The organism is Bartonella sp. AU16XJBT, from assembly GCF_028618665.1.
Classification (GTDB): domain Bacteria; phylum Pseudomonadota; class Alphaproteobacteria; order Rhizobiales; family Rhizobiaceae; genus Bartonella.
Map to the genome: position 1 here is coordinate 149026 of NZ_JAQITF010000004.1, position 24427 is coordinate 173452.

Below are 24427 nucleotides of genomic sequence, written 5' to 3' on the forward strand. Positions count from 1 at the left end.
TTAAAAGCGCTCAATTTTTCATTGTGTACTATTTTGAGAAAAACTCCAAGGAGAAATTAAATGGCTGCTAAAGAAGTCAAATTTGGCCGTGAAGCGCGTGAGCGTTTGTTGCGCGGTGTCGATATCCTTGCTAATGCGGTTAAGGTGACACTCGGCCCTAAAGGGCGCAATGTGGTAATTGATAAATCATTTGGTGCGCCGCGCATCACAAAAGATGGTGTATCCGTGGCAAAGGAAATCGAACTGGAAGATAAGTTCGAAAATATGGGTGCGCAAATGTTGCGCGAAGTTGCTTCTAAAACCAATGATATTGCTGGGGATGGAACAACAACGGCAACTGTTTTGGGGCAAGCTATCGTACAAGAAGGTGTCAAAGCCGTTGCTGCGGGCATGAACCCTATGGATCTTAAACGCGGAATTGATGCTGCTGTGGATGAAGTGGTGGCTAATCTTTTCAAAAAAGCTAAAAAAATCCAAACTTCAGCAGAAATTGCGCAAGTTGGAACTATTTCTGCCAATGGTGCTGCTGAAATCGGTAAAATGATTGCTGATGCCATGGAAAAAGTGGGCAATGAAGGTGTTATTACCGTAGAAGAAGCAAAAACCGCTGAAACGGAATTGGAAGTCGTGGAAGGTATGCAGTTTGATCGTGGCTATCTTTCCCCTTACTTCGTCACAAATGCTGAGAAAATGGTTGCTGATCTTGATGACCCTTACATTCTCATTCACGAAAAGAAATTGTCTAATTTACAATCCTTACTTCCAGTTTTGGAAGCGGTTGTGCAGTCTGGCAAACCCCTTCTTATCATTGCTGAAGATGTGGAAGGTGAAGCTTTGGCAACGCTCGTGGTCAACAAATTGCGCGGTGGTTTGAAAATTGCTGCTGTAAAAGCCCCTGGCTTTGGTGATCGTCGTAAAGCAATGTTAGAGGATATCGCTATCTTAACATCGGGACAGGTGATTTCTGAAGATGTCGGCATTAAGCTTGAAAATGTCACTTTGGATATGCTTGGACGTGCAAAGAAAGTGAATATTTCTAAAGAAAACACCACCATTATTGATGGTGCTGGACAAAAGGCTGAAATTACCGCACGCGTCAATCAGATTAAAGCGCAGATTGAAGAAACAACTTCTGACTATGATCGTGAAAAATTGCAAGAAAGACTTGCTAAACTCGCTGGTGGTGTTGCTGTTATCCGTGTGGGTGGTGCAACAGAAGTTGAAGTGAAAGAAAAGAAAGACCGTGTGGATGATGCTTTGAATGCAACACGGGCGGCTGTGGAAGAAGGTATTGTTGCTGGTGGTGGTACCGCATTGTTGCGTGCAGCAAGTGCGTTGACCGTTAAAGGAAACAATCCGGACCAAGAAGCGGGTATCAATATCGTTCGTCGTGCTCTCCAAGCACCAGCACGTCAAATTGCAACCAATGCCGGTGAAGAAGCAGCGATTATTGTTGGCAAGGTGTTGGAAAATAATGCTGACAATTATGGTTACAACACCGCAACCGGTGAATTTGGTGATTTGATTGCTTTGGGAATTGTTGATCCTGTGAAGGTGGTGCGTTCTGCGCTTCAGAATGCGGCTTCAATTGCAAGCCTTCTGATCACAACAGAAGCAATGGTTGCTGAAATGCCAAAGAAAGATGCTCCAATGCCTCCAATGCCAGCTGGTGGAATGGGCGGAATGGGCGGAATGGATTTCTAAGCTCTGTTCCCTAGAGAGAATAAAGAAACGGGTCTTTGCGGCCCGTTTTTTTTTGTCTCTTTCTTTTCTTCTTCTTGTTCTAGATAACACATTGATTTATAATGATAATCTATCGTTATTTATATTGAATTAGCCCCTCGAATAACGCAAGTTTCTCTCATTTCAAAGCTGTTTATGTTGAATTAATCAAAACCACTCATTTGCACATCACAAGCGGGATGAGTGTGTGAATCAAATTTATATAAGAAAGGAGTAAAAATGGCTCTTATGAAGCGTCTTAAGTGCCAAGATCTGTCGGCAACACCCACGGGTTGGCAAATAGTATGATGGTGCTGACTTGCTTCTTCATAAACGTAAAGATGGTGGTGCTTAATGGCTTTATCGTTATACCCTTCACGGGCGCCGTTGTGAAATGGGATTGGGTGCGTTGCGAAACTTTTCTTTAAAAAAGCCCGTGAATGTGCAAATCAATGGCGTTCGGTTTTCGTGAGGGGCGTGATCCTATTCAAGAACGCAATAAACAAAAGCGTGAGGCAATGCGCCATCTTCATTATTTAAAAGATATTGTCATGGATGCTTTTGAAAGCCGTAAAGCCGAATTAAAAGGTGATGGTCAAAATGGTAAATGGTTTTCACCTTTACGCCTTCATATTCTCCCTAAACTAGGCTGTTTACCCGTTTCAAAGATTACACAAACAGAGATACGAAATACCCTTGCTCCTATTTGGCATACAAAAGCAGGAACAGCAGAAAAAGCACTTATATGCCTTAATCCTTGTCTCAAACATGCGGCTGCATGAGGCATCCAATACGGACAATGATTGCAGCCCGCACTGCAATTTTTATTACAAATTACAATATTATCGCCCATGAAATTTCTTATTCAAGTTCATATAATCCAATACCAATTGTTTCATGAAAATATTTTGGTATAGACAAAGATCAGAAATTTTTTTAGCCACAAACGCTTTTATCATTGGTAAAGCTTCATCCTTTGATATAGACAGCAAATGAGAAATATAGTCTATCCGTTCTTCTAAATTGAGAGATAATCTTGGACTGGTGAAAAATGTTAAGATATCCAATTCCGGACTGGCTTCTTGACATAAATCCCAATCCACTACCATAAAAGAACTATCAGGAGTAACAATGATATTATCAGGATGTAAATCTCCATGTGATAAGATTATATTCTTGCTTAATCGATCTTGAAAGATCTTATTGATTTGATCAATAATCGTCTTTTGATGTAGCAAATCCATTTGGCTCAATACAGTCCCTCGGATAAACTCCCATTCGACTACTTCATCGCAAAGTGTTATCAAATTTGGTGCAGGATAGAGACTTTGTCGAAAAGAGCCATCCTTGATGTTTTCATTAATACACGATGCTTCCGGATAAATTTGCCCATAGCAAAACTCTTGATGATTGCGTTTCAAGAAATGTTGTTTTGACGATTGTGCATTTTCAGGCTGTAACCAAATGATTTCTTGTTTTCTAACAAAAATAATTAAAGCAGACACCCCAAAAATCACAGCCATAATCACTGCCAACCACAAATTAGCTTGCCAGAATGTTGAAAAAACATGACCGTATAAAAAACTGAATGCAAAGGATACAACAGCTGTAATAATAGCTGTAAATGATAAAACAGTCGCGATAGCTTTGGGATCAATCAGTGAATTTATAAGAAGAGACGACAGATAAGATCGATAAGCGGATTTAAAAACACATAGCAGCAAAAATCCTAATATAAGAGCCGCAATGATTTGAAATGACATGAGAAAAAAAGCAATGGTTACCATACAACCAATCATTAAGACGGGAAAAATAGGATTTTGAAACTTTGAAAAATACTTCTGAAACAATATATTGGAACTTGCTGAAAAAAAATTCCCAATGATAAAAATAATCGAAACCAAAATAGCAGGTTGAAATGGCAAAAAATCGGAAAATGCGATAGAAACAGTTCGATTATTAACCAAAATAGCAAAAGCTGAAACTGCACTTAAAAAAATAAGAGTGAAGCGATAAGGATTTTTGACTTCTTTACGGCTGGCGCACATAACTGTGAAAATACTCGGATGAGCGTTGATATGAAAACTATCTAATCCCTTCGTCAGTTTTGAAAACATAAAAATAGCAAAAATTAATGAAAGGACTTGAAAAAGCACAGGCAATGCAGGATGCACATAATAAAGTATTCCCCCTAAAAAAATAAGTACCGTTGTCACACTATAGGTAACAGCAGCCACTTCGGACTTAACGGAAAACAGTGTGCGATGCTTTGGTACTACAGAAAAGAGTAAACTATCTTCCGCACCTGAGAAACAAGCGGCTGCTAATGTAATACACAACAAATAAGTGGCGTAAGCAAAATATGCATAATTCATAAAAAGAGCTAAAAAACCGCAAAGAAAGAAAAACAGCCCAGTATAAATAACGCGTTTACTTCCATAAACATCTGATAATAAACCCAAGGGGATTTCTAAGATCAAAGGAAGCAATAAAAAATAACTACCTATTAAAACAATATCCGCTTGCGACAAATGCAATTTTTCTGACAAAAAAAGTGGTAAAACAGCAACCACTAGAGCAGTAGACTTGCTAACACTATAAATCTTAAATTGCTTAACCTTATCCACAAAATACCTTCCCACGACATCCGCTACATGCGCCAGATTCTTTCAAAGATTTTAAAACGCTTTGAGCAGACCAATCTATTGCCTCATAATTTTGTAGATTCCCAAAAGCTTCTGAATAAAAGCAATTTTTTAAATCTCCATTATAGTCCAATACCAAGGATGAAAATGGAAATAAACACATTAACGGCGACGAAACGTACGTAGAATTTTCGCCTAAGTAATAATTAATACAATTTACAAAATTTTGTGACGTCCATGAGATTTTCTTTTCTTGAAACTTTTTATCTATATAAACCTGGAGGGGGGATTCTTTCCTTGATAATTCATCTCTCAAATGAAAAAGTGAAGCGTTTGGTGGAAGAGTTTTGTTTCTTAAAGCCTTAGATCGATCCTTTGTATTATTTTTTCTAGAAAAACTAAATGACGACGTATCGAGAGGGCTGAATCCGATATAATCGACATCTTTGCTTATACAAAAATCGATAAAATTAATAATATTTTCTAGAATCTCTTTGGTAACTGTCGCTCTTATTCCTATACTTTGCAGAGGTTGAAGATTTTTAACGGTTTCAATGTTTTTCCACACGCGATCAAATTTATTCGCCCCCCGTATATCATAATATCCTTGGATACTCGTCGAATCCATAGAAATAACAATTTCTTTTATGTCATACTGTGAAATCCATAAATTTTTATGCAATAAGATGCCATTAGTATTTAATTCAACAGGCAGACCTAGTTCATTCAACGTTAATAAAATATCTTTAAGCTTCGGATGCATTAAAGGTTCTCCCCCAGAAAGCATCACTGAGGCAGCTCCTTTTTCTTTCAACATTCTAAATAAGGGTATTAAACTTTCTGGAGTATGCCAATCTTTTTCCTTAATTTTCCAGCAATCGCATATGGTACAAGGGCTATTGCAATTCTGGATAATATGTATAATAGGTGTTACAGGTACCCATAATTTTTTAAGATCAAAAATCGAATCTGACGCACTAATCAAGGTTTCCTTCTTTAAAAGAAAACCATTCTTTTCTAGTTCTTTTAACAAGATTGAAAAATCTTATGCTAAAATCTCTGTCTCTACATTAAGCCTTGCCGCAACAATATATCCTCCTCATATTGTTATTATGTACCTTATTTATATTCAAGACATTTTGATTTACAACTTTATAATTGTAAAGTCAATTTAACTGTAATACGCAATATTCAGTTTGGAAAACAAATTGGCCTATACCGGTATAAATCGAAAAACTCTTGTGCTCAGCTAATTTCCATTTTAATTATTAAGTTCATTCAAAAAGTATTATTCCTGATTTCAATGGCTATTTCACTTCAATCGCAATAAGAAATATGCAATGCTCTGCTTTATCAAGTAATTTTAAAAAGGTTTTTTGGGGCTGAAATAAAGTATAGTTGTTGCGTAAATCAGCTTCTCAGAAGAAAAATTTTTCAATTATTTTTTTGTTCTGGAAAGCGGTTTTTTTTACGTGGAAAAGAAGCTTCGCCTTATCTTTGCTTTAATCCTCTATCTTTAATAGTCTATCCTTATAGCTCCCAATATATCACAGCTCTGATGTCTCCACGAGTAGCACGCTATTTCATCCCTTTCATTTGTGCCTTTTTCTCGACCTTCCTTATTACACCCGTCATTTTTCTTACAAAGTGCACATTCTTATGGTTCATTTTACAGCTCTACGTTTTTACGAGTTTGCAAATTTATAGAAAGCAGTAGGGAAAAGACCTTGTGCTTTCAAGCCTATTTCGTGATGGGTTTGGTGCGTGGTGCGGAGTTGGTGCGTGGTGCGCGGGGGGATTGGTGCCGTGATACGGGGCTGGTGTGTGTACGGGGGATGGTGTTTTTAGAAGTTACAGTTAATTGCTGGTGTCTTGTAAAAACTTCCCAATAAAGGTTGCTTTGCGTGTCATCATTCTTTTGCTCTTTTGAGAAAAGGAGCTGTGGTGCGAAACAGTAAATTGCGTTGTAAGAGTAAAGTGGGTTGTTTGTGCCGGTGTTTTTCCTTGGTAGATGGTTTGGGGTTTGTTTTGAGGTCTTGTAATGGTTTTTTGATAGAGTCTTGTTGGTCGAGGCGAGTGTTGGGTTGATGCACAATAAGCGTGGTTTATTGCGGTTGGGTTGGTGATTGGGATTATGGTGTCTGTCGTATAGGGGGGGCGTGATGCGGGGCTGGTATGGGGTATGGGGGGCTAAAGTGCACATTCTTATGGTTCATTTTACAGCTCTACGTTTTTACGATTTTGCAAATTTACAGAAAGCAGTAGGGAAAAGACCTTGTGCTTTCAAGCCTATTTCGTCATGGGGGTGGTGTGTGGTATGGGGTTGGTGCGTGATACGGGGCTGGTGTGTGGAACGGGAAGTGTATGAAACTTATAGGAGACATCCTTTATGCTTCAATAAAAGATGGAGGGGTGTATCTCATAAGGTGATTTTTGTTGCTTACTGATGCGTTTATTTAAAAGAAAACTCTTTGAGTGGTTTTAATGGTATGGATGATGAAGATAAAATTCTCTGCATATCAATACGTTATTTAAAAAATGCACGTTGGCATGTTTGTTTTTCAAGATTATTCTCTTGCGTCAGCTTAAGTTTCTTCCTTATGGTTTTTTTTAATCTCTTCTCATACCGATAGCATTAATGTCACTATAATGCTTTGAAAATTTATTGCATAAGAGTGTTTGTAAAGTGTGTAAATTTCCATGAGACGTGAAAAATCATCAATAAAATCTTCCCGTGTTTTTAAAAAATAACGGATATTTTTTTAAGATTGAACACGTCTCATGTTTGATTGTTTATTTTAGAGCTGAATATTTGATTTTTGTGTAAAAATACTTGCCAACGCATCCATAATGCGTGAAAAATCAAGCACTAAGAGGAAAATAATGAATATAATCCATTTCGTATAGCGTGACATCACTTTTATACTTTTATAAGTCATGATGATTTCTTGAAGAATTTCTTTTTCCTTTTCTGTAAGCTCTGTTTGTTTTTCTACTTTTTTTCTAGCCATGTTTCCACCCACACAAGCCTTCCCCTTGTTTGTTATGCTTTAAAATATCTCTGGCGAGATTTGAGCTGATGTTTTTGAGATCTTTTTGGTCTAAATAAATGGGCAGCCAACCAACGCAAGATGAAGGCTCATTTATTGTTTTTATTGCGCAACCAGTGAGTAAGAGCGGCGCGCACATCAGGATCACTTTTTTGATTAATTTCATTTTCCACCTCTAGCCGTGTTGTTGATGACTTTAGCGTTTTTTCTATTTGCTTTTGCTGTTCAAGCTTCTTTCCAAGCGTAAAAGCTTTTGCTAAAGCGATAAAAAAAGCGGTCAGAGCCGCGCCCATTATCATCAAATTTTTTTTCAACCACCCCATCATAAGCGCTGCTCCCGAAAGCGTTTTACCACAAAGAAAATACCAACACAGGCGGCTAAAACCATGATGGTTGCTAAAGCCCATTGGATGGGACCATTGCCGGCCAATAAGCCTCCAAGTCCAGAAAAAGAACCAATAATGGGTGTGAGCGCTTCTGCTTTGAAAAAAACCATGGGTTCTTTTGTTTCCACGGTTTGATAGTTGGGAGAAACATAAGCCCCTTTTGCCCATAATCCCGCTTCTGCTGCACGACGGTGCACAAGACCGTGAAGACGTTTTCCCCCTGCTTTGGTCCATTTTTGTAATTCGGAAGGGATAGCTTCATATTCGCTGTTATTGAGTTTTTTGAGCAGGGTCGACTTGCAAAATGCTTCTGTCCCTACATTATAGCAAAACGATACGAGTGCTGCGAATTGTTCATCTGTTAAGGAAACCGTCACATTTTTTTCAACGGTATTTTCAAATTGTCTTAAATCTTGAGAAAGAACTTCTTCGGCTTGTTTTTCTGTGATGACCATGCCTTTGTGTACAAACGGTTTGCCAGCCGTGCTGGTATGGCCATAACCGATTGTCCACACCCCGATGGCATCTTTATAGGCTTGTAAACGCAATCCTTCCCATTGTTTAATGAGTGCAAGCCCTTTTGGTGATATTTTTCTCATTTGCTTCTCCATAAAATAAAGCCTCACAGGTCATGTGAGGCTGGTTGAAAGATTAAAAATGAATTTTTTCTCGCTTCAAGAATAGAAGAGACGTAAAACTTTGATGAAATCAAAAGGTTGGTTATGACATTCCAAGTGGATAATGGTTGGTGATGTTTTCCTTAGCAAATGGGGTGTTTGTGGTGGTGTTTCCCTTGGTAGATGGTTTGGCTTTGAGAGCTTGTGCTGGTTTTTTGATGGTATTTTGTTGGTGGGGGCTGATGTTTGGCTGATGCACGGTATGCCTGGTTCATTGCGGTTGTTTGGGGGTATGGTGGAGGCGTTTGAGATAAAGCGGACACTCTCAGGAAAACAAGACATAGGCTTTTACTGAAGACGAAAGTATTCCATGGGTTCAGCGTTCTGCATATCTAAATAGGATCGTTGTTAAAAAGAGCTTTGAGCGAATAAGAGCTTTGGAATTTTGATACAATTCTAAGAGGGAATGGTTTGATAGGAAAACGGCGTTTTGCTCTTAAGAGGCAAGTTGTTTGCTCTTTTTATTTTAGGAACAGAAAAGCTGGTTTTCCTAGAGAAATCTTCACTGTAAAGCAACATTGCTTCATTCTTTATGAAGAGAAAATAGGAAAAAACGTCAATTACATTGTCAAAGATTTGTATTCCGTAATCCTTTTTTTGTGGGGGGAAACAGAGACGTTTTTTGCCCCTTCTTCCTTTAAGTTTTTTTCAAATCTCTCCCTTATAGTTTCACCTTTTTTATTGACTGTTTCATGTTCAGCGCCCGGATTAGCTTTTAGATAGTGTTCGAGACGTCTTCTTCCTTGCGCATGTTTGTATAAACTGACGGGAAGATAGGCATCTAACTTTTCAGCCGGTAAAGGCGTATTGGGTTCACATAATAGCCCCGTAACATTATCCTTATGCAGTCTTGCTAATTTATCAGATTCAAGATGAAGCTTTTTGGCGAGGCTTAAGCTGAACATCCCGCATTCAGAAGAGCTTCGCTGAATATCCATTTCGGCCATGGTAAAAGAATAAGGAGGCAGTTGAAGAGTTTGCAGGGTTTGATTTATTTTTATCCCTAGTTTGCAAGCAGCGATATTCTGAAATGTTGTCGGTTCAAACATAATAAAAGAGATTTTGTCATCAACTTTTTTATAATCCATTGCCGCAAAATGGATTCTGCTCCCCATGTTGACAACAAATTGGGAAGATTTGGCACCGCTTTCAATTGTTTCTTTGAGTGCGTGGGTAAGATCTTCAGCTGTAAGAGCCAATTTGAGATTCATCCCTGGGTATTTGCTGTTGGCTTTTTTGACGAGAGCCGGCAACAGTCTAATATCGGTATCTTCATAATCAGCAAAAATCCAACGGCCGGTGATAAGATCATCTTCTAAGCCTGCAATAATAGCTTGTAATTCTTCAGAATTTGGGGTGACATGTTCTTCTTTTGTTTGGAGGGAGTTTTGCTTTAAACGGGCAATAAGCTCTTCTAAGGATTCATTCGCGCTGACTTCTTCTTGTGCACTTGCTTCTTCTTGTGTTGGTGATGAACGAGGGGGAACGTCTTTTGAATCTTGTGGCTTCATACTATTAGCCTCCATATTGATGGTCGATCCGCAATATTATTTTCTTACATTTTGACTAAACAATGTTTTGAAAGAAAGCCTTTGCACCTTGGAAGGTGAGGTTAAAAAGGGGTGTTTTCAGAGCGTTGCGTAAGGCTTATGCTTCTCTTGAATGTAAAAATTTGAGCATCCCCGTGCATTTCTAAATTTGTATAGTACTCTATTAAAACATGCTCACTTTGATAGAATAGCTTTGTTTTGCCTTTAAGAGGTAAATTGCTTATTGTTTGCATCTTTACCTCTTTCAAATGGAAAAGCAGATTTTCTAATAGCAATTCATTCCTCGCTGTAAAGCGGCATTGCTTCATCCTTTATGGATATGGTATAGGGATAAAGTAAAAACGTTTCAATTACATCATCAGAGATTTGTATTCGGTTGCTCTTTTTCTATGTTGTGAAACAGAAACAGTTTTTCCCTCTGCTGTTTCTAAGTTTTTTTCAAATCTCTCCCTTATAGTTTCACCTTTTTTGTTGACTGTTTCATGTTCAGCATCCGGATTGGCTTTTAGATATTGTTCAATACGTCTTCTTCCTTGTGCGTGTTTATAAAAAGTGGTTGGAAGATATGTATCCAATTTTTCTGCAGGTAAAGGCGTATCTGGTTTACATAAGACACCTTTAACATTATCTTTGTGCAGTCTTTCTAATTTAGCAGATTCGTTATGAAGCTTTTTCGCAAGGGCTAAGCTGAACATTCCACATTCAGAAGTGCTTCGTTGAATATCCATTTCTACCATAGAAAAAGAACAGTTGGGCAACTCATGTGCTTTAAGGGCCAATTGTGTCCTTAATGCTAGCACCGCTGGTTTCATACTGTTGAATGTTGTAGGTTCAAAAAATATCACAGATGTTTTGTCATCGATGGTTTTATGATCAATCACTGAAAAATGGATTCCTCTATCCTTTGTGTAAATGATAAATCTGGAAGATTGAACGCCGTTTTCGAGTGTGTCTTTGAGTTTAAGGGCAAAGTCGTGAGATGATTCTGCTAATTGAAGACGCATGTCGGGATATTTACGGTTTGCTTGATCGACCAAGGCTGGCATCAGTTTAAGATCTGTACTTGCATAATCAGCTGTGAACCAACGCCCCGTTGAAATGTCATCTTCTAAGCCTGCAATAATATTTTTTAACTTTTCACGATCAAAAGGGATATTTCTTCCTTTTTCGCTGTTGGATTGTTCTAAATGTGTAGCAAGATTTTCCGTAGGATCATTTGCACTCGGACCTGCTTGTGTTTGTGATGAACGAGGGGGAACGTCTTTTGAATCTTGTGGTTTCATCATATTAACCTTTCTCTTGAGGGGCGATAGGCCAATATTATTTTCTTAAATTCTGACCAAATGATGTTTTGAAAGAAAAAAGCCTTTTTCTCTTGAAAATTAAGGAAAAAAGATCATCTTTTAGCTGTTTTTATAAGAAGGTGCGGGCGGGGTTTTTACAATTCTCGCGTGCTTTTTGTTTCTTCAAAATTTTAAAATATGGGCTCATTTTAAAATATGGGCTCTGGGCTGATTTTGATAGAATTTTTATAGAATACTCTGTTTTGTCTTTAAGAGACACGTTGCTTGTCGTTTACCTCTTTTAAACGGAAAAGCCGCTTTGCTTATCGCAAACTTAGCCGTAAAGAGGCATTGTTTCATTCTTTATGGAGGGAATAGAGAAAAATCTCAATTACATCATCAGAGATTTGTATTCCGTTGCTCTTTTTCTGTGTTGTGAAATTGAGACCGTTTTTCTCTCTGTTGTCACTAAGCTTCTTTCAAACCTCTCGGCAAGAGTTTCGCCTTTTCTGTTGACTTTTTCATGGGCTGCTTCTGGATTGGCTTTTAGATATTCTCCAAGACGTCTTCTTCCTTGCACGTGTTTGTATAAACGGGCTGGAAGATAGGGATCTAACTTTTCAGCCGGTAAAGGCGTATCCGGTTCAAATAATACGCCCTTAATATTATCTTTATGCAGTCTTTCTAATCTTTGAGATTCAAGGTAAAGCTTTTTGGCGAGGCTTAAACTGAACATTCCACATTCAGAGGAACTGCGTTGAATGTCCATTTCCGCTGTGGAAAAATGAATAGGAGGAAATTGCCGCTCTTCAAGGGATTGTCGTGTCCTTAATGCGAGTAATGTGGGGAGCGTTTCACGCAGTGAGGTCGGTTCAAAAAAGATCAAAGATGTTTGATCACCGATGGTTTGATGATCAACAACTGCAAAATGGATGCCTCTATCTTGCGCATTAACAATAAATCTGGAAGATTTTATGCCGCTCTCAAGTGTGTCTTTGAGAGCAAGGGCAAAGCCGTCAGGGGGGGTTGTAAGTTTAAGATTCATCTCTGGATATTTACGGTTTGCTTGATCGACTAAGGCTGGCATCATATAAAGATCTAAAATATCATAATAATTTTTGATCCAACTTCCATTAGCATTATGCTTTTCTAAGCCTTTAATGATATCTTTTAATTCCGCACGGTTGAAGGGGGTATTGTGTATTTTTTCGATATTGAGCCGTTCTAAATGTGTCGCAAGATTTTCTAAGGATGCATCTGCGCTCGGACTTTCTTGTGCACTTGCTCCTTCTTGTGCGCTTGCTCCTTCGAGTGTTTGTGAGGAGTGAGGGGGAACGTCTTTTGAATCTTGTGGTTTCATCATATTAACCTTTCTCTTGAGGGGCGATAGGCCAATATTATTTTCTTAAATTCTGACCAAATGATGTTTTGAAAGAAAGCCTTTATCTCTTGAAAATTAAGGAAAAATCCTATTTAAAAGCGTTTTTATAAGAAGGCTTTTAAAGCTTGAGGCTTTGTTTAAGTTTTAAAAAATCCGCATATTTTTTACAGCTGTAAAATCTATAAAAATTGGAAGAAATTTGGGGGGATTTGCAACGTTATCTTTATATTTTAAGTTATTTCTATCGCATGGCTTATTTCAATGAAGAGATGACAGCTTTTTTCAACAGTTTTGCGTGTGAAACAATGAAACCATCCGCAATCGGTGTTTGGTATACAATAATGCCTATTTTTTTAAAGAACATTCTTTTGGATTTTTTTCTGGAAAAATCATTTGTTATCAAATGATCCTGTTATGCTGAAAAATACTGTTAAGCCGTAAAACACGGTCCTTTGAGGTGTTGTGATATAAGGTAAGCCTCCTTGATACGTTTTGAGTATTGAAGGGTATGGGGGCTTTTAGAGTGGCTGTTGATTGGTTCCTCTCTATAAAAATTTTCTCATAAAGGTTGCGTTGCGTGTCATAGTTTTCTTCCTCTTTTGAAAAAAGGGGCAGTGGTGCGAAAAAGTAAGGTGTTTCCTCTGGGAGAGATGGTTGGTGTTGGTTTTGGGACCTTGTGTTGTTTTTTTGATGGAGTCGTGTTGGTGGGGGCTTGGTGTTGGGCTGATGCATGATAAGCGTGGTCCATTGCGGTTTTGTTGGTGATTGGGTCCCATGGTTTTTGTCGTATAGGAGGTGTTTGTCGTATAGGGGGTGGTGTGACGGCTAAGATTGTTGCCGATATAGTTGTTGGGGGGGCTGGTGTGGTTATCGTGGGTATGGTGGTGAGAGGCGTGGGAACTATTGTTAGGCTTGTTTATTGGCGCGTGTTTTAAGTCCACAACTCCGAAAGTCCGATGAAAAGGCAAGCTCTCTGTGGATCTCAAGTATTAAGGTTGTCACGGCATGACCATTGGGGGCGGTGTGTATGAGGGGAGTGGCTGGTTACAACGGAGGGGGAATGTCTGAAGAGGGAGCTGTCTTGTTATGCCGTCTTGTCCTTTGAGGGCATATGTTTCTTAGATCGGTTGTGAAGTGCTTTTGAGGGCGTGAGGGTTGTTTTTAAGTTTGTTTATTGTGCTTTTAAGTTTTGAGTGAAGAGCATGGGGAAATTTTAAGGGGAAAGGTTTGTGGATCAAAAGTGCATCTTGCCAAAAACCATCGTTTCTTTACAAAGCAACGTGGATTTAAAAGCCGCGCCCTTTAAAGTGGGGGGGCTTTGAAGTGTGGGGCGAATAAAATGTACTCTGTATCAACAGAAACAGCTCTAGCTTATTGCTGTTCGTGTATTGCACATCACTTTTATGAGAGATTACATCGGTGTTTTTTGGGGTATTTTTTGGGGGGGTGTGGATACTGTTTTCCCTGAACATCTCAAAATACTGGTTTTTGTGATGCAAAAGAAAGACAATTTAAAAAAAGAAGGAAGATACCGTCAGACAGTAAACTTTTAAACCCTTAGTCACTGCTTAATCTTCTCAAATGGTAAAAATTCACACCATTTTATACATTGCTGCAAAATACACTGTTTTATAACAATCTATAACAGCCTATCACAAGAGAAACATTTTATGATGAAATTAGGGCACAAATACCCCTTTACCGCATCCGTCATTAAATACGATTTTTCATATTTTGTCAACAGAAAAACGATTATTTTTGCTTTTTTATCGCGGAAATAAATCTATAGAAATTCATTGATTGTACCGTAAAATATGCTGTCTTTATGGGAAAGTTTTTTGATGCGGCAAAGAACATTTTTTCTTTTGAGAAAGGAAGGGCGAGGGGGAGGCTAAGTTGTCGTTTTGAAATCCGTGGTTCTTTATCAATGCCATTGGGGAGGCTTTGGCTGGCAGGTTGGGGTTGGCAGGTTGGGGGGGCAGGTGTTGGTGGGGGAGAAAGGCGAGATTATTGCGATTGTGTGGAGCGATTGAGGCTGTGGTGGCTGTCCTATGAGCGAGGGGCGTAGATGGGGAGTGGATTGTTGCCAATCTAGATGTTGATAGGGGGGGTAGATTGTTGCTGAGGGCTTTTTCTTTGGTTTAAAAGCTCATGCTTTTAATTTTGTAAAAAAATCAACTCATTTTGTAAAAAGCCAACCTGTTGTTTTTAATATCAATAGATTGATTGATAATGATCATTTAATCTTTATTCATCTTGAATGAAAGATCCAAATACGTAAAATTTTCTCATTTAAAACTTATGTTGAAGCAAAATCATATCTTGTATGTCATAAAATAGGGGAAGCCTTATAAATTGTACAGGAAAGAACTCAAAATGCCTATCATGAATTGTCTCAAGTGTTAAAGTTGTCACGGCATGACCATGGGGGGCAGTGTGTATGAAAGGCGCGGCTGGTTACAACGGAGGAGGAATGTCTGAAGAGGGGGTTGTCTTGTTATGCCGTCTTGTCCTTTGAGGGCATATATTTCTTGGATCGGTTGTGATGTGCTTTTGAGGGCGTGAGGGCTGTTTTTAAGCTTGTTTATTGGCGCGCCGTTTTAAGTTCGCAACTCCGAAAATCCGATGAAAAGGCAAGCTCTCTGTGGACTTCAAGTGTTAAGGTTGTCACGGCAATTACCATGGGGGGCAGTGTGTATGAAAGGCGCGGCTGGTTACAACGGAGGGAATGTCTGAAGAGAGGGGGTTGTCTTGTTATGCCGTCTTGTCCTTTGAGGGCATATATTTCTTGGATCGGTTGTGATGTGCTTTTGAGGGCGTGAGGGCTGTTTTTAAGCTTGTTTATTGGCGCGCCGTTTTAAGTTCGCAAATCTGAAAGTCCGATGAAAAGGCAAGCTCTCTGTGGATCTCAAGTGTATCCGGTTGAAAGAGGGGGCTTGGCAAACGGGGCGTAGGTTGTGGAATCTTTGTTCTTTTTTGAGGGGCGGACAACAAAGGATATTTTAGCGAAGGCGCTTGTGGCTGAAACAGTCAAAATGTTTATAAAGAGCATCAAGAATAATGCGCAGTGAGCCAACAAGCGTTGGCAGTGGTTGATCTTCACTCACGAGATATTGTAATGCCGCATGAAAATTGTGTTGGCGATGCAGATATTGTGCTTCTTTAATGGCTTCTTGCATCGCTTCATAGCGTTGGGTTGAAAGAGCAACCCATTGCTTTTTGGCTTTCTCATCAGATGTGCTAGGCTTAAAGCCATCATAATAGCCATTTGGTAAACCTTTGGCACATAAATAGTCGTTTCTGATTTGCAAGTATTGTTGCGCTGTTTCATATTGCTCTTTACTGATGCCTGATGAAGCATCTTTATAGCCAAGCAAACAAAGACGCCCAATATAGGTCCCCACAAGCGGATTTTTCGCTTCTTCAAGGCTCAAACCAAAGCGTTTTGCACGCATTTCAATGGCTGATTGAGATGCAGATTTTCGGAGACCTTTGGCACGTGAAATACGACCATTGGGCTCTCTCAGTTTGCCTGTTATTCTCGGTCTACCGCGTTTTTTACCTATTTTCATGAACTTAACCATTTGAATGAAAAATAAACTGTCTACTTTTGGGGGACAGTGATTGTAAAAAGCACTTGGGGTAAATATTGAGGGGGGGGGAGTAAATAGTGAGGGGAGAGCAAATACGGGGGGCAAATACTGTGGGGAGGAAAATTCTTTGGGGATATGAATTGTTGCAGAGCAAAGGAGAAACGAAGTCTTTAAGCGTAAAGAACAGCAACATTATAGAGCGAAAAGATCATCTGGTGTTTCCTAGCATTTTCTTGACCCTATCAGTGTTATTTTCCCCCATCATGCTTATTTTTATCTTTTGAGCATCGATAGCCAAGGAATTTTCTTTCTACAGATTTCTCAACTCCTTTGGAAAAAGTAAAAGAAATTTTTGTCAAATGTGAATGAAAAAATAAAGCTCTATGGGGGTGCTCTCCTTATTTTTTCTCATGAAGTCTTTATTTCATAGAATGATTGAGGGCTTATTGGGAGTTATCTGGGAATGATAGAGCTTTTTTTACGCGCGTTTTGCGGAAACTTTTTAATTCCTCCTTTGAAAAGGTTTTGTTTTTGGGGTTTGCTATTGGGGGAGTGAGGTTTTTGTTTTTGAACGCAGGACCAAGATGCCAGGTCTTCATCACGCAGTTTAAGCAGATCTTATTCTTTATGAGTCGTCCTTTATAGATAGAGCCTTCTTTAAAGATTATCCTTTATAGAGGGATTTTGCCTGGTGTTGAAGGGGTAGAGAACAATAGAAAACGAACTTACCCACTTTTATCATTATAGCATAAGGCACCCTCTATTTTCAAATAAAATAATCGTTTATTGGTTCAAAATAAACTGAGAAGGTCAAGTGATCTGGTGTAGCGTCTTACTTTTATAGTCATCATTTATAGAGGATAATTTTTTCCGTTTTAATGGATTTTATCATAAGAAGGGGTGGCTGTCGTTTAAATGGCGCGATGCAATACCCAAAGAAACTTTATAAGAAGATATCTTGATAAGAGAGGCTTTTATAAAGCTGGGGGGGCGGGATTTGTGAGATACGAGATATTTCTTTATTAATTTTATAAAGAGGCGCTTTTTTAATTTAAGAAATTTTAAAATGAGAATTGAAAAATTTTAAGGCTGCTGTTGGTGCAATTTTAGATAATCAATTGTTTGTTTGTCCTGTGGGATGTTGCTGGTCTCACGCTTTTGTTTCTTTTGTTTTATGAGGGCACATCTCTCCCGTAAAACAGAACGTCTCAAACCACATACCCAAACCACATACCTTGGAGCTGCGCATTCACGGGCTTGTTTTAAAGAGGCATGTCTTAAAGTTCTCAATCCCAATTTACGGGATTTTGCCACTCTTCATGAAAAGCTATGTCTTTCTTGTACCGTTTTTACTCCACACGGGCTTCTCCCTCTTGTAATCTGCAAACGATATGCTTTGGGTTGATTTTAATATGGGGATGTGATGAAAGAATCTTACAGTATCGCGGTGTGATGATTCAAGTTTAAAAAAATGATGATTCATCATTATAAATCAATGTGTTGTTTATCAAGACACAAAGAGCTTGTGAAAATATTTTATCCTTTTATGCGATAAAATACTGTCATTTGAGGCGGTGATATAAAGCTCATAAGGCATACAACGCTTGATCCGTTAAATATTTAAAATCAGCAGCGAATATTAAAGCAAGAGCTCGTTCGTAGGGCCTTATGCAAATGGAGCTCATAAGTGATGAGCAGGTGGAATCCACTAAGAGCAATTAGATTGTTTACAAATTGATATGGGTTTTAGAATCTTTGTCCTTTGGAGGGCAGAGAGGAAGATCATTATCCTTTGTCTCGTATAGGTGCGGTTTCATTGAAGCGGTGGTAAACACTGTCGTTTATGGCGGGCAGGTAAAATTTCCCCAGGGGATGTTTTTTTTGAATTGAAAAGTGTTATTGATTGGGTTTTGTCAAACAGCGCCCTTTAAGGGGAGGGGGCTTTAGGGTTGGTGATCGATCAGAAGGGAAAAAGGCGCGTTTGGGCTTGTAAGCGTGGGAGGGTGTCTTGTTGTTCCGTACTCAAGGCATTAAAAAAATACTTAAAAGGAATTATTAACGCTTGCTTCATGATGAGAAGAGTGCTAAGCAGTTTCGTCACGCTGATCGCGTGGTGTCAAATATTGAAGCGTGGGGATTTTAGAAGTGGGGGATTATCCGTATGATGAGAGATCAATCACAACATCCATCTGTCCATGAGGGGAATGAGGCTTTTGTCTCCAAGCCATTGTCGGATCAATTGGCGGATTTCAAAAAAGGAATGCCTCTCTCGACAAAAGATTATGTCATCATTTGTTGCTTGGCTATCCTCTTATTTGGGCTTTTTGCCGCGTCTACCTATATGCAGCCTTGGGAATTTTTTCACGTTATATCCAAAGAACAGTTTCAAGCAATGGCGAAAATGAAACAAGAAGATATTCAAAAAATGTTTCAGGAGAACCTTGCACAGCCTTTTAAAAGTCCTATCATCGGGTATGTGCGTGATGCGGGGTGGAATAGTGTTTGGGCTTTTTTATGTCTTATGCCGCAAATAATTTTGGGCGTTCTTTTCGCGTTCTTTCCACTCTTTTTTATTCTCCTCGCCATGGTGAAACGGGATGTGAAACAAATGATGCAGCTGTGGGAAACAGAGCCAGAGCAGCAACAGTTAGACAATCAATCTTTTGACAGAATATAATAGGGGGAACATGTGAGCACTTCTTTAATCATTGGAAGGTTGATTGGCGCAGGGGTAATTATCTTTATTTATGCTGCATTTTTCTCGGTATTCTTTTCCACCGTGATGACAATCTTGGCACTTTATTATTCTTTTATAAAACGAACAATCTTGTTATGGGCCATGTGGCGGAAATTACAAAAGGGTGTAGCAGAGGATTTGAGGTATGATCAGGCAGAGGGACGAGGACAGAATACAGTTCCTGCAACACAGTTCAGTGCTCTTTCTTTTAAAGAATCTTTGGAACTTTCAAAAAAAGATTATTCGATACTCTTTTCTATCACTTTTGTTATGTTTGTGCTTTTTACAGTTCTTATTATTTTTGCGGTTTTTCTCCCAAAATCTGCGATTTTTTTGCACAATCATGCACCTTTCTTGCTTCACATTGGTTCTTTGGTCGCGCAGCTGCTGTTTGGGTTGTGGACGTGTATTGTTGTCACTTTGCCTGTCATTTTAATTCTCCATAATCTCCTTTTATTATGGCGTGAAAAAAGCAGTGAAGAAATGAAAAAAATTTGCTTGAGTAGAAAGTAAAATGATGATTGCACATCAATGCGATAGGGAAAAAGAGGGAACGTTATGATAGGACATTTCGTTTTTTTAGGACTCATCATTATTGTCATTTTAATGTTTATGGTCATTGTCAGGCTGCCTTATCGGTTGATCAGGCATGTGAGGTTGTCCTTTAAACTTACTCAAGAATTGAAAAAGAGGACGACGCAACAAAAGCAAGCCATACAACAATTGCGCAATGATCAGGGAGAGATGAAAAGACACAATCTCGCGCTTGAGATCCTTGATGCAAAAATGCGCTTTCTTAACTTCAAAGAATCTCTGTTTCTTTCTTCAAAAGAATGTAAAATAATTCTTTTTGTCTTTATCCTCTTTTCTCTTCTAGAATCGGTTTTCTCTATCGCAAATTTGGCATGGTGGAAAAGTGATAGGATTGGCTTTATCATGATGCTGTTGAGCGTTATATCGATGGGAATTCTTCTCTTGTCTCCGATCATTGGCATGGTGTGCATAAGATTAACGAGAAAATTGAGAGAAACGCTTCAACAATTGGAAGAAGCAATCAAACAACGCGACCAGGAAATCCGTATGCAAAATGTGCAAGGGGGACAAAATGACGAGTAGTATGATAGTATTAGCAGCCCTTTCTTTCCTAGTCTTTACACCCTTAAATGCTTTAATATGGGTACCAATTTTGGTCATTTATTATCTGTTTATCAAGCGTGCACGGCTCTATTGCCGCGTAAAAAAGGAACTGAAATGCGTGTTGAATGAACGCGATAGTGCCTTAGAACAGATCGTCCAAAAATGAAAAGTAGCAGCCTGTTTGATCAAAAACAGCTTTCGCTTGTTTGGGGCGATTATAAAAAAATATTCTATCTTTCGACCGTCATGGTGACACTTCCAACAGTTATTGCTGTTATCGTTAAGATATGGAGAAGGAAGGATTTTTTTTCTGCGACTCTCTTAGAGCCATTGGCATGGATGTTGGCTTGTACTTTTTTATTCTTACCCATTGTTTTTATAATGCTTTTTATTTTAAATCATCAGTTGAAGAAAATGATGCGACAACTGGAAGAAGAGGTTGAGCAGAAAAAAACACTGATGATCCTTTCTCATGAACTCTCTCATGAAGATGAGGGAGAAAAGTGAAGAAAAAGAAGAAAATAAAGCATTCTATGCTGTGCATATCTTGGGGGGCTTTCGCGCTTTGAGGGGCGGTGGTGAGACCCTTTGAGCACAAAAGCTTTAGGGACGGTGAGAGACTGGGCTTTGAGACACACATAAAATCCATTTCCACCATGCTTTGAGGATGGTTTAAGAGAAGGTGCGTGGCTAGGCTTTGGTGATGGCTTGATAACTTAAGCTGTTTTCAAGACAAAGCAACGCGCGGATGATTTTCTTGAACCGCTTTGCTTCTTTTTTTGAAAGGTACTTCTCTTGGGGAAAAAACACCACTCAGAATTTTAGAGCCAGACATTTCAATTTATGCCATAGAAAGATCTCTTTTATAAAAAATGTCTCGAGGAGACAAAATAGGTATCTAAGACAATAGAGATACACTGTTAGGGATGAAAACATGATGGTTGAAGTCAATGGGAAAAAAGTAGACTCTTATGCACTTCTGATATTGTTTTTATAAAAGATGGGGGATAAAAGCGATTGATATAAAAATTGTGGAGGACAAAAGCGTCGATTCATGAAAATAGCTTAAAATTTTAGACAAATGAGGGGTAAAAATGAGGCATCAGGGGGGACATTCAATATCGGATGAAGAACAACGGTCTTTTTCTTTGGAAAAAGCGTTTCTAACACGTAAAAATTATATAGTCATTTTTTGTATTACTTTTATGATTGAGGCTTTTAAAATAGTGCTTGTGCTGTTATTTGAGTGGGATTTGACAGGGTGGTGGAATTATAGCCTCTTCATTCTCATCTTAATATTGGTTTTTATATCGGTGCTTCTTGTTTTATTGATCCCTATTGCTTTTGTGGTCCGTGTCATCTTTACGCGTTTGTTGAAAAAAAAGATCGATCAGTTGGATCAAGCAATTGGCCAAGCGGAGAAAAATTCCTTCTTAACAAAATAAGAGCGTAAAGAAGAGGGCAAAATGAAAGTTGGTCTTTCTATATTTTATGTATTATAGGGCACGCTTTTATTGGTGTGATGTTTAGAGGCAAGGGAAAAGACGCTATCGCGCATAAAAGATGAGGAAAGACCAAGTGATTGATCTAACAAGCGATTGATCGTGATGAATTGATATAAAAATTGAATTCATTGTAAGGACAAAAGTTTTAATCAATGAAAATAGCTTAAAATTTTAGACACATGAGGGGTAAAAAATGAGAAGCAATGAACAAAATGCAACATGGGATAGAGAACGAAGGGAACCACGTTTTTTTTCGCTTGAAGAAGCGTTTCTGACACGCAAAAATTATAAAGTTATCTTTTATATTGCTTTCATTATTTCAGTTTTGAGAACGGTTTCCATAATACCCATGTTGTTTGAGTCGAAGTTGACGGGATGGGAAGGAAATATCTCGATAGTTTTATTTTTCAGCATGGAGTTTATATTAGAGTTTTTTTTGATGTTCATCCCCATTGCTTTTGCTCTTGTGGTTCGTGTCATCTTCACGGTTTTGTTGAACAAAAAGATTGATCAGTTAGAGCAGGCAACTTGGGAGCGGATAGCGGCTGCGTATCGACAAAAAAGCACATGAAGGGGAGGGGAAAATGATAGATATAGTTGTTTTATTCTCGTGGGGTGTCGGCATTTTTTTCTTCACGCTGCTTTCTGCTGTGTGCATGATGTTTATTTGGGCATTGTATTACTCTGCTTTCAAGCGGGTGAGATTGTATTGCCAAGTGACAAAAGAATTAAGACGCGTGGCTTATAAACAACCGGTTGCTTTTGAGTCGTCCAGTGGGGAAACACCGATGATGAAGCCATCATTTGAGGAAAAAGAGTTCAAAGCGTTTTCTCTTGCTGATGAGGAAATTCTCACGATGGAAAGTGCAACAGCACTTTTAAAGAGTTTGGGGGGGAGGGTAGAAATTGAAGGAAAAGGGGATCATTTGGCAACCTTCTTTTTACCAGATCGTGAAGTACAGTTTCTTTATAATGCTGAGAAGGGGTATCTGCAATTTGATTGTGCCATTGCGGTGGTTTCTGGTATCCATGCGGCGGCTTGCCAAACGATTGATCCTTATAATTCTGGAAGATTGATTGCTCTCGAATTGAGTTTTGATCTGAAGGGATTGGAAATTTTTGAAGAAAAGGTCAGTGCGGGGTGTTTACGCCATGCGCTTGAGAAAGCTTTCGAAAAGGCTATGGGCGAGGTTGATCTTGGCAACATGCTTCGTTCTCAATATCACATTCTTCCGTGGGAACACAAAGTTGTGGACCCTAAGTTTTCATCTTATTCGCTGCGTTATCTTGCGGCTCTCGCTTTGGTCGGTGATGTTGAAACTTTAGACTCCTATCACAAAAGCTTTATGAATGGTGAGAGGTTGGGCTTTGAGACAAGCATTACAGAAGAGCATCTGGAACGCGCGATAGCGATTGCTAAGGCGGTAGAAGAGACAAAACAGCCCAGTTATGATCTGCTTCAACAGACGGCAAAGAGTTTTTCTATGGAGGTGGAGAGTTATGACTATTTTAGAATCACAGATCCAAATTTGTGCAATAGAAGACGCTCTGGTTACGAAAATTTGCTCGAAGAAAAAAGAGAAGAATTAAGGCAACAGGGATATACGGTTTACGAAAAGGACACGATTTGTGAGGTTGATGGGAAAAAGGCTCGTCCCCATATTCTTTACATGAAGGATGGGAAAGTAGAATATATGGATGTAAAAATTGGGATTAATGAAAAAAATTATTGAGAAAAATAAAGAATTTAGGTAAATTAAATAAAACTTAAAATGGCGCATGCAAAATGCAGAGGGGATCAATGCAGGAGAAAAACGCAATATTTGAAGAGTCTTTCTTTTCATTCAAAAAATTTACGCAATCTTTAGTGGAAAGCTGTAAGGGGGTGGAAAGGGATCAAATGATCGGGCGCTCCTTTTATACAATGTTTTATACGGGCCTTATCATGATGGCTTTAGAAGTTCCTGCCGGTGCAGAGTCTTTGGGACAGCCGTTGCAGTGGACAAGATGGGAGGGGATTGGTTCTCTTATTTTTCTCTTACCGATGTTGATTTGGTTTTGTCTTTTCACACCGTTTCCGATCCTTTGGGGAGTTCGTCGTTTTAAAGAGCGTAAATTGGAAAAAACAAAGCAAAAACTGGAAGCAGAAACACAGCCGTTAAAGATCAATCGGTGAGATGATCGCCATGAGAAATGAGGGTGTTGCCCTTTTTATTTTTTTTCTACCGTTTGGCTGTTTTTTTCTCGAGGTTGTGACGGTTTTTGCTCTTTTTGTCATGATGATGATTGTGGCGCCTTATTATTCTTTATTCAAGCGTTTGAGGTTCTATTTCAGAGTAAAAGAACAAAGACGTCTGATGAAAGAACAGCCGCAGCGTTTTTGTTTCTCTAAAAAAAGCTGCAAAGAGATCGTGCAGCAAAACTTAGCACTGAACACAGAAATAAGTTCCCATGCGTTTAAAAAATGGCTCTCTTTTTCGCGAAAAAATTATGTCATCCACGCATGCCTCTCTTTCATCATTATGGTGTTCAAAGTTTATGTCTATGTGACTTTCTATACAAAGATGAATTTTTCGATCGATGAGAAGAGATTTATCTCTATGTACATTTTCTTTTTTTTCTTTGTTCTTTTATGGATATGTATTTTAGCAACGGTTCCTGTTATTATCATCCTTCGTGAAATTTTAACCTCTCGGCTCAACAAGAAGATTCAGCAATTGGAAGAAGTGACTAAAGAACCCCAATCAATCAATTTATAAAA

General features: G+C 38.8%; 24 protein-coding genes and 1 pseudogene. 15 read left to right on the forward strand and 10 right to left on the reverse strand.

Annotation, left to right across the window (positions count from 1 at the left end; genetic code table 11):
* The first annotated feature begins 60 nt into the window (after positions 1–60).
* Both groL and PVV66_RS03830 read left to right on the forward strand, forming a co-directional pair.
* A complete protein-coding gene (groL, locus tag PVV66_RS03825; protein ID WP_273718916.1) occupies positions 61–1704 on the forward strand; it encodes a chaperonin GroEL in 1644 nt (547 codons plus the stop codon).
* A 337-nt stretch (positions 1705–2041) separates the two neighbouring features.
* A pseudogene (locus tag PVV66_RS03830) lies at positions 2042–2501 on the forward strand (integrase arm-type DNA-binding domain-containing protein); the annotation flags it as partial.
* A gap of 63 nt (positions 2502–2564) precedes the next feature.
* Here the strand turns inward: PVV66_RS03830 and PVV66_RS03835 are convergent.
* Both PVV66_RS03835 and PVV66_RS03840 read right to left on the reverse strand, forming a co-directional pair.
* Positions 2565–4349 (reverse strand): MFS transporter, encoded by a 1785-nt coding sequence (locus tag PVV66_RS03835; protein WP_273718917.1) that lies wholly within the window; start codon positions 4347–4349, stop codon positions 2565–2567.
* Positions 4342–5400 (reverse strand): radical SAM protein, encoded by a 1059-nt coding sequence (locus PVV66_RS03840; RefSeq protein ID WP_273718918.1) that lies wholly within the window; start codon positions 5398–5400, stop codon positions 4342–4344. The genes PVV66_RS03835 and PVV66_RS03840 overlap by 8 nt, the downstream gene beginning before the upstream one ends.
* A gap of 694 nt (positions 5401–6094) precedes the next feature.
* On the opposite strand from PVV66_RS03840, the gene PVV66_RS03845 reads away from it, so the two are divergent.
* On the forward strand, positions 6095–6259 hold the full coding sequence (locus tag PVV66_RS03845; protein WP_273718919.1) for a hypothetical protein: 165 nt from the start codon (positions 6095–6097) through the stop codon (positions 6257–6259).
* A gap of 906 nt (positions 6260–7165) precedes the next feature.
* Here the strand turns inward: PVV66_RS03845 and PVV66_RS03850 are convergent.
* Genes PVV66_RS03850 through PVV66_RS03865 form a run of 4 tightly spaced genes read right to left on the reverse strand, consistent with a single transcriptional unit; the run spans position 7166 to position 8402 of the window.
* Positions 7166–7378, reverse strand: coding sequence for a hypothetical protein (locus PVV66_RS03850; RefSeq protein ID WP_038474185.1), 213 nt, complete (start codon positions 7376–7378; stop codon positions 7166–7168).
* A complete protein-coding gene (locus tag PVV66_RS03855; protein ID WP_273718920.1) occupies positions 7371–7583 on the reverse strand; it encodes a hypothetical protein in 213 nt (70 codons plus the stop codon). The genes PVV66_RS03850 and PVV66_RS03855 overlap by 8 nt, the downstream gene beginning before the upstream one ends.
* Positions 7507–7743: a hypothetical protein gene (locus tag PVV66_RS03860; RefSeq protein ID WP_273718921.1), complete on the reverse strand. Its 237-nt coding sequence runs from the start codon at positions 7741–7743 to the stop codon at positions 7507–7509. The genes PVV66_RS03855 and PVV66_RS03860 overlap by 77 nt, the downstream gene beginning before the upstream one ends.
* Entirely contained in the window at positions 7740–8402 is a 663-nt protein-coding gene (locus tag PVV66_RS03865; protein ID WP_273718922.1) for a lysozyme, read from the reverse strand. The genes PVV66_RS03860 and PVV66_RS03865 overlap by 4 nt, the downstream gene beginning before the upstream one ends.
* Positions 8403–8544: 142 nt before the next feature.
* Between PVV66_RS03865 and PVV66_RS03870 the strand changes: the two genes are divergently transcribed.
* Positions 8545–8775: a hypothetical protein gene (locus tag PVV66_RS03870; RefSeq protein ID WP_273718923.1), complete on the forward strand. Its 231-nt coding sequence runs from the start codon at positions 8545–8547 to the stop codon at positions 8773–8775.
* A 265-nt stretch (positions 8776–9040) separates the two neighbouring features.
* On the opposite strand, the gene PVV66_RS03875 is transcribed toward PVV66_RS03870, so the two are convergent.
* The 3 genes from PVV66_RS03875 to PVV66_RS03885 form a co-directional block, all read right to left on the reverse strand.
* A complete protein-coding gene (locus tag PVV66_RS03875; RefSeq protein ID WP_273718924.1) occupies positions 9041–9991 on the reverse strand; it encodes a YopJ/AvrA family T3SS effector serine/threonine acetyltransferase in 951 nt (316 codons plus the stop codon).
* A gap of 389 nt (positions 9992–10380) precedes the next feature.
* Complete coding sequence (locus tag PVV66_RS03880) at positions 10381–11313, reverse strand: YopJ/AvrA family T3SS effector serine/threonine acetyltransferase (RefSeq protein WP_273718940.1); 933 nt, start codon at positions 11311–11313, stop codon at positions 10381–10383.
* A gap of 391 nt (positions 11314–11704) precedes the next feature.
* Positions 11705–12673, reverse strand: a complete 969-nt coding sequence (locus PVV66_RS03885) for a YopJ/AvrA family T3SS effector serine/threonine acetyltransferase (protein ID WP_273718941.1) — start codon at positions 12671–12673, stop codon at positions 11705–11707.
* A 782-nt stretch (positions 12674–13455) separates the two neighbouring features.
* Between PVV66_RS03885 and PVV66_RS03890 the strand changes: the two genes are divergently transcribed.
* Positions 13456–13629 (forward strand): hypothetical protein, encoded by a 174-nt coding sequence (locus PVV66_RS03890; protein WP_273718925.1) that lies wholly within the window; start codon positions 13456–13458, stop codon positions 13627–13629.
* A gap of 890 nt (positions 13630–14519) precedes the next feature.
* A complete protein-coding gene (locus PVV66_RS03895) occupies positions 14520–14762 on the forward strand; it encodes a hypothetical protein (protein WP_273718926.1) in 243 nt (80 codons plus the stop codon).
* Positions 14763–15696: 934 nt separating this feature from the next.
* Here the strand turns inward: PVV66_RS03895 and PVV66_RS03900 are convergent.
* On the reverse strand, positions 15697–16266 hold the full coding sequence (locus PVV66_RS03900) for a hypothetical protein (RefSeq protein ID WP_273718927.1): 570 nt from the start codon (positions 16264–16266) through the stop codon (positions 15697–15699).
* 2182 nt (positions 16267–18448) lie between these two features.
* Between PVV66_RS03900 and PVV66_RS03905 the strand changes: the two genes are divergently transcribed.
* The 9 genes from PVV66_RS03905 (at position 18449) to PVV66_RS03945 (ending at position 23842) form a co-directional block, all read left to right on the forward strand.
* Complete coding sequence (locus PVV66_RS03905) at positions 18449–18964, forward strand: hypothetical protein (RefSeq protein ID WP_273718928.1); 516 nt, start codon at positions 18449–18451, stop codon at positions 18962–18964.
* 12 nt (positions 18965–18976) lie between these two features.
* Entirely contained in the window at positions 18977–19537 is a 561-nt protein-coding gene (locus tag PVV66_RS03910) for a hypothetical protein (RefSeq protein WP_273718929.1), read from the forward strand.
* Between the two features lie 45 nt (positions 19538–19582).
* Positions 19583–20140, forward strand: coding sequence for a hypothetical protein (locus PVV66_RS03915; RefSeq protein WP_273718930.1), 558 nt, complete (start codon positions 19583–19585; stop codon positions 20138–20140).
* Positions 20130–20327, forward strand: coding sequence for a hypothetical protein (locus tag PVV66_RS03920; protein ID WP_273718931.1), 198 nt, complete (start codon positions 20130–20132; stop codon positions 20325–20327). Before PVV66_RS03915 ends, PVV66_RS03920 begins: the two co-directional genes overlap by 11 nt.
* Positions 20324–20668: a hypothetical protein gene (locus PVV66_RS03925; RefSeq protein WP_273718932.1), complete on the forward strand. Its 345-nt coding sequence runs from the start codon at positions 20324–20326 to the stop codon at positions 20666–20668. Before PVV66_RS03920 ends, PVV66_RS03925 begins: the two co-directional genes overlap by 4 nt.
* 587 nt (positions 20669–21255) lie before the next feature.
* Entirely contained in the window at positions 21256–21606 is a 351-nt protein-coding gene (locus PVV66_RS03930) for a hypothetical protein (protein WP_273718933.1), read from the forward strand.
* A 253-nt stretch (positions 21607–21859) separates the two neighbouring features.
* Positions 21860–22237 carry a hypothetical protein gene (locus PVV66_RS03935; RefSeq protein WP_273718934.1) on the forward strand — a complete coding sequence of 126 codons (378 nt, stop codon included), beginning with the start codon at positions 21860–21862 and terminating at the stop codon, positions 22235–22237.
* Between the two features lie 13 nt (positions 22238–22250).
* Positions 22251–23399, forward strand: coding sequence for a DUF6990 domain-containing protein (locus tag PVV66_RS03940; protein WP_273718935.1), 1149 nt, complete (start codon positions 22251–22253; stop codon positions 23397–23399).
* Positions 23400–23566: 167 nt separating this feature from the next.
* Complete coding sequence (locus PVV66_RS03945; RefSeq protein ID WP_273718936.1) at positions 23567–23842, forward strand: hypothetical protein; 276 nt, start codon at positions 23567–23569, stop codon at positions 23840–23842.
* Positions 23843–24427 lie beyond the last annotated feature (585 nt).

Excerpts from the sequence above, each read along its gene's own strand:
- PVV66_RS03850 (WP_038474185.1), bottom strand. The coding sequence starts at position 7,378 with ATGGCTAGAAAAAAAGTAGAAAAACAAACAGAGCTTACAGAAAAGGAA.
- PVV66_RS03915 (WP_273718930.1), top strand. The coding sequence starts at position 19,583 with ATGATAGGACATTTCGTTTTTTTAGGACTCATCATTATTGTCATTTTA.
- PVV66_RS03855 (WP_273718920.1), bottom strand. The coding sequence starts at position 7,583 with ATGAAATTAATCAAAAAAGTGATCCTGATGTGCGCGCCGCTCTTACTC.
- PVV66_RS03860 (WP_273718921.1), bottom strand. The coding sequence starts at position 7,743 with ATGATGGGGTGGTTGAAAAAAAATTTGATGATAATGGGCGCGGCTCTG.
- PVV66_RS03880 (WP_273718940.1), bottom strand. The coding sequence starts at position 11,313 with ATGAAACCACAAGATTCAAAAGACGTTCCCCCTCGTTCATCACAAACA.
- PVV66_RS03940 (WP_273718935.1), top strand. The coding sequence starts at position 22,251 with ATGATAGATATAGTTGTTTTATTCTCGTGGGGTGTCGGCATTTTTTTC.
- PVV66_RS03945 (WP_273718936.1), top strand. The coding sequence starts at position 23,567 with ATGATCGGGCGCTCCTTTTATACAATGTTTTATACGGGCCTTATCATG.
- PVV66_RS03885 (WP_273718941.1), bottom strand. The coding sequence starts at position 12,673 with ATGAAACCACAAGATTCAAAAGACGTTCCCCCTCACTCCTCACAAACA.
- PVV66_RS03935 (WP_273718934.1), top strand. The coding sequence starts at position 21,860 with ATGAGAAGCAATGAACAAAATGCAACATGGGATAGAGAACGAAGGGAA.
- PVV66_RS03875 (WP_273718924.1), bottom strand. The coding sequence starts at position 9,991 with ATGAAGCCACAAGATTCAAAAGACGTTCCCCCTCGTTCATCACCAACA.
- PVV66_RS03930 (WP_273718933.1), top strand. The coding sequence starts at position 21,256 with ATGAGGCATCAGGGGGGACATTCAATATCGGATGAAGAACAACGGTCT.
- PVV66_RS03920 (WP_273718931.1), top strand. The coding sequence starts at position 20,130 with ATGACGAGTAGTATGATAGTATTAGCAGCCCTTTCTTTCCTAGTCTTT.
- PVV66_RS03865 (WP_273718922.1), bottom strand. The coding sequence starts at position 8,402 with ATGAGAAAAATATCACCAAAAGGGCTTGCACTCATTAAACAATGGGAA.
- PVV66_RS03925 (WP_273718932.1), top strand. The coding sequence starts at position 20,324 with ATGAAAAGTAGCAGCCTGTTTGATCAAAAACAGCTTTCGCTTGTTTGG.
- PVV66_RS03900 (WP_273718927.1), bottom strand. The coding sequence starts at position 16,266 with ATGAAAATAGGTAAAAAACGCGGTAGACCGAGAATAACAGGCAAACTG.
- PVV66_RS03870 (WP_273718923.1), top strand. The coding sequence starts at position 8,545 with ATGGTTGGTGATGTTTTCCTTAGCAAATGGGGTGTTTGTGGTGGTGTT.
- groL (WP_273718916.1), top strand. The coding sequence starts at position 61 with ATGGCTGCTAAAGAAGTCAAATTTGGCCGTGAAGCGCGTGAGCGTTTG.
- PVV66_RS03905 (WP_273718928.1), top strand. The coding sequence starts at position 18,449 with ATGATGAGAGATCAATCACAACATCCATCTGTCCATGAGGGGAATGAG.
- PVV66_RS03895 (WP_273718926.1), top strand. The coding sequence starts at position 14,520 with ATGGGAAAGTTTTTTGATGCGGCAAAGAACATTTTTTCTTTTGAGAAA.